Source organism: Robiginitalea sp., assembly GCF_049588695.1.
GTDB lineage: Bacteria > Bacteroidota > Bacteroidia > Flavobacteriales > Flavobacteriaceae > Robiginitalea.
This window is the reverse complement of the sequence record NZ_JBAVZJ010000233.1, coordinates 1-3417: the sequence shown is the minus strand read 5'-3', so window position 1 is coordinate 3417 and position 3417 is coordinate 1. Positions and strand designations below refer to the sequence as shown.

Sequence of the window (3417 nt, the reverse complement as noted above, 5' to 3'; positions counted from 1 at the left end):
GGACACTGGTATCCGGGTGTGAGCTGGCAGACTGGTTTGCCTTGCGTTGTATTATAACCACTGATGATTCAAAGCCAAAGCCCGGACCGGGAGTTGAATTAAAGATTCTTTTTGTCCCCAAAGAGGCGATATCTATTATCGACACCTGGAGTGTAGGAGGTCTCAGAGGTACTGGCAGTCATGATATTGAGATAGAAGGCACTTTTGTCCCTGAACGATATGCCGTTGACTTTAACAGTCCGGTGAGTATAGATACTCCGTATAGCCGATTACCTATCGGCTGTATGAACTCCGCTGGTAACGCTGCAATGGCATTGGGCCTGGCTAAAGCCGCCACAGACGAATTGATAAAAATGGGGAAAGAAAGAGTAACTCCTGGAAAAAATCCAGATTTAAGAGATCGCGCTGGGGTTCAGGCTGTCGTGGCCAAAAGCCTTTCCAGCCTTTCCGCCAGTAGTTCGCAACTGTACGGAAGCGTCTCAAACCTATGGGAGGAGTCCTTAAAAGGAAACGAGTTTAGCGATGAGTTGCTGGCCGATGTTTGGGCAGGAGCCCATGTTGCAGCTACAACAGCAAGATCAGTAGTCTCCGATATTTTTGCCGTAGCCGGAACTTCAGCATTGTATACTAAATTTCCATTCGAAAGGATTCATAGGGATATCCACGCCGTCCTGCAACATGGCATAATTCAACCCCATTGGATGAATCAAGCGGGGATGGCCTATATGGGGCTCAAGCCAACGGCTGCCATGTTCCGGATATAGTAAAAGCTATATTCTATTCTGCCCTTAGGGCTGCTTTTTCAGCGTACATACGCTGGGAGACATTCTTTCTCAAAGACTGGAAATGACCCGCTGGAGCTTTTCAGTGACTTCCTGGGCCAAGGTCCCTAATTCGGGGTTCTCGACCGCCTGCATGGAGGCCATGGGGTTTACTGCGGAGACTTCCACCTTACCCCCGCCGGCGTCCTGTACAATCACATTGCACGGCAACATGGTCCCTATTTTGTTTTCAGCCTGTAAAGCATTGTAGGCGTATTGCGGATTGCATGCGCCCAGAATCTTGTATTTTGGCAAGTCCACGTCCAGTTTCTTTTTCATCGTTTGGGCGATGTCGATTTCTGTCAGGACACCAAAGCCTTCTTCCTTTAAGGCAGCCGTCGTCGCTTCTATGGCTTTCTCGAAATCCAGGGTAAGGGTAGTACTAAAATAGTAGTTCATAGCGGGAAAAATTTATGGTACAATGAAAGCCGATAAAGGCCAGGAATAAAATTACTAAATCGCGCACACTTTACAGGCCAAAAAAGGGCGGGCCGCTTCTGATTTCATTTCTTCAGGAGACAGAAGGATCATGTAGTATTTAATTCAGCCCGAAAGCAGGTTTACTTTGAATAGTATTAAAAAGTCGTGTATGAATTTAAACCTTACCTGTGATTCAGTCCTTTGATCACCTCTTAGCCTGTTAGACCGATCAATTTAAACCAAGGTTATTCTTTCTGCTCAATTTCGTATCTTGACCTATGATCCAGGGCCTTTCTCTTTGAAAGAGGCGACTCTGATTCCTGACCTGATATGTACGCTTTTTACGATTATTTAGTCCTTCAAAATGAGTAAAAGAACGGATAATACAGGGTCCCGAAACCCCCTGGGGGCCAGTTTTGTTCCTGGTATTTTAAAAAAGCAGTTCTCAAAAAACCCGAAATGGCATCCGGGAGACGAGACGACGGATAAGTATACGGCATTACTTTGGCTGGACATTTGTGATTTTTCCACCCTTTGTAACCGCCTGATGAATGACAAGGTTAAAGGCGTAGAGGCGATCACCTCCATACTCCATGAGCATTATGGGTTTTTGCTGGAGAGGATTACCAAATGGGGAGGGGAACCTTTGTTCTTTGCCGGAGATGGTATTATGGCCGCATGGCCGGGAAACAAGAGTGAAGCTGAAAAATCAGTCGCCCATTCTATGGAATGTGCCAGAGAAATTCTGCAGCAAAATCAAGTGAAGGATGACCGGGGCCGGTCGATAAGCCTGCACCTTGTAATGGCTTATGGGCCGTGGCATATGGCGGAAATAGAAGCTCCCGGGGACAAAAAATTATTTACGTTTTACGGGGAAGTATTCGACAATCTCCGCCTGGCCTCCCGCAATACGGCTAAGGACATCCTGCTTGCACACGAGTCGGCTATGGAACATGTGCCACAAGGGGTACCCTCCCAAAAGGTGGAGTTCGAAAGCACCACCCTTGAGGATCTCAATTTTGAATTGCCTGAGTATACCGTGCCCCAAAGGGTTGAACCCGTATTCAATCCGCCTACCCTGAAGGAGCTCAGAGCGTTCATCCCCCCTACGATCCCCGAGCCCCTAAGTGCAGAAAGGCTTCAGTGGCTCTCAGAAATCAGACCGGTTACCAGTCTTTTTCTAAGTTTTCCATTGGTCGATGACAAAAAGAAATCATTCAGGGATGAAATCGACAGAATTGGAAGGGTTGCCAAACCATTGGTCGAAAAGTACGACGGCTTGCTGAACATGTTCTGGGTAGATGAAAAAGCTACAAATATGCTGATTTGTTTCGGGCCCTCTCCCTCTGCCCATAACAACAATCCTGAACGCAGTGCCAGGCTGGCCTTTGAACTGAACCGAAACCTGGAGGGTGAAGGGTTCAGCAACAGCATTGGAATCAGTACAGGGAGCGCGTATTGTGGAGTCATAGGCACGGATGTTTTCCGGCAACACACCGTAATCGGGGATGTGGTAAACCTCAGTTCCCGGTATTCACAGGTTAGCACAGGAGCCGTTGTTTGCGACGAAGCGACTTATCTGGAATCCAGAAAATCCGTGGAATTTGGCGAACCCTTTACCACTGAGGTCAAAGGCTACTCCGGAACGGTTCAGCTTTTCCCGATTAAAGATATCAGAGAAGAAGAAACAGCCACCCCTATTGGGATCTGGGAAAAGGAATTGCAACAGATTCTCCGGCTGATCGGAGAGAATGGGAGGAAAGACACACTTGTATTTATCGAAGGCCAGAGCGGTATGGGCAAAACCAGCCTGCTACATGAACTCCGGGCGAATATTTCCACCAATGATCACGTTATCCTGACTTCAGGGGATAAAATAAGCCGCAATATCCCATATAGCATTTGGGATGATGTTTTTTCAAGTATCCTGGAAATGCACCTTACGGATGGAGAGGGGCTACAGGGAGACAGTACGGCTGAGCTTGAAGGTGCGTTTGGCGAAAGGGCGTGCCTTTTGAATATTGTACTGAATACGAACATTGAAGATAGTAGTCTTGTAAAAGAGTTTACCCCGACTCAGCGGGTAAAAGCAACCCACGACCTTTTGATGGAGATTTTAAAGAAAGAAGGTGAATCTCACAAACTGGTCATCCTGATCGACAATGCACAGTGGATC

General features: G+C 47.2%; 3 protein-coding genes. 2 read left to right on the top strand and 1 reads right to left on the bottom strand.

The features are described 5' to 3' along the window. Nucleotides 1-764, top strand: a 764-nt coding sequence (locus WBV75_RS05690; protein ID WP_424119680.1) for a hypothetical protein, incomplete at its 5' end; no start/stop codon positions are given. 69 nt (nt 765-833) lie between these two features. Here WBV75_RS05690 and WBV75_RS05685 read toward each other — a convergent pair. Next, nucleotides 834-1220, bottom strand: coding sequence for a DUF302 domain-containing protein (locus WBV75_RS05685; protein ID WP_424119679.1), 387 nt, complete (start codon nt 1218-1220; stop codon nt 834-836). A gap of 385 nt (nt 1221-1605) precedes the next feature. Here WBV75_RS05685 and WBV75_RS05680 point away from each other — a divergent pair. Next, the coding region (locus WBV75_RS05680; RefSeq protein WP_424119678.1) for an AAA family ATPase at nt 1606-3417 on the top strand (1812 nt) is incomplete at its 3' end.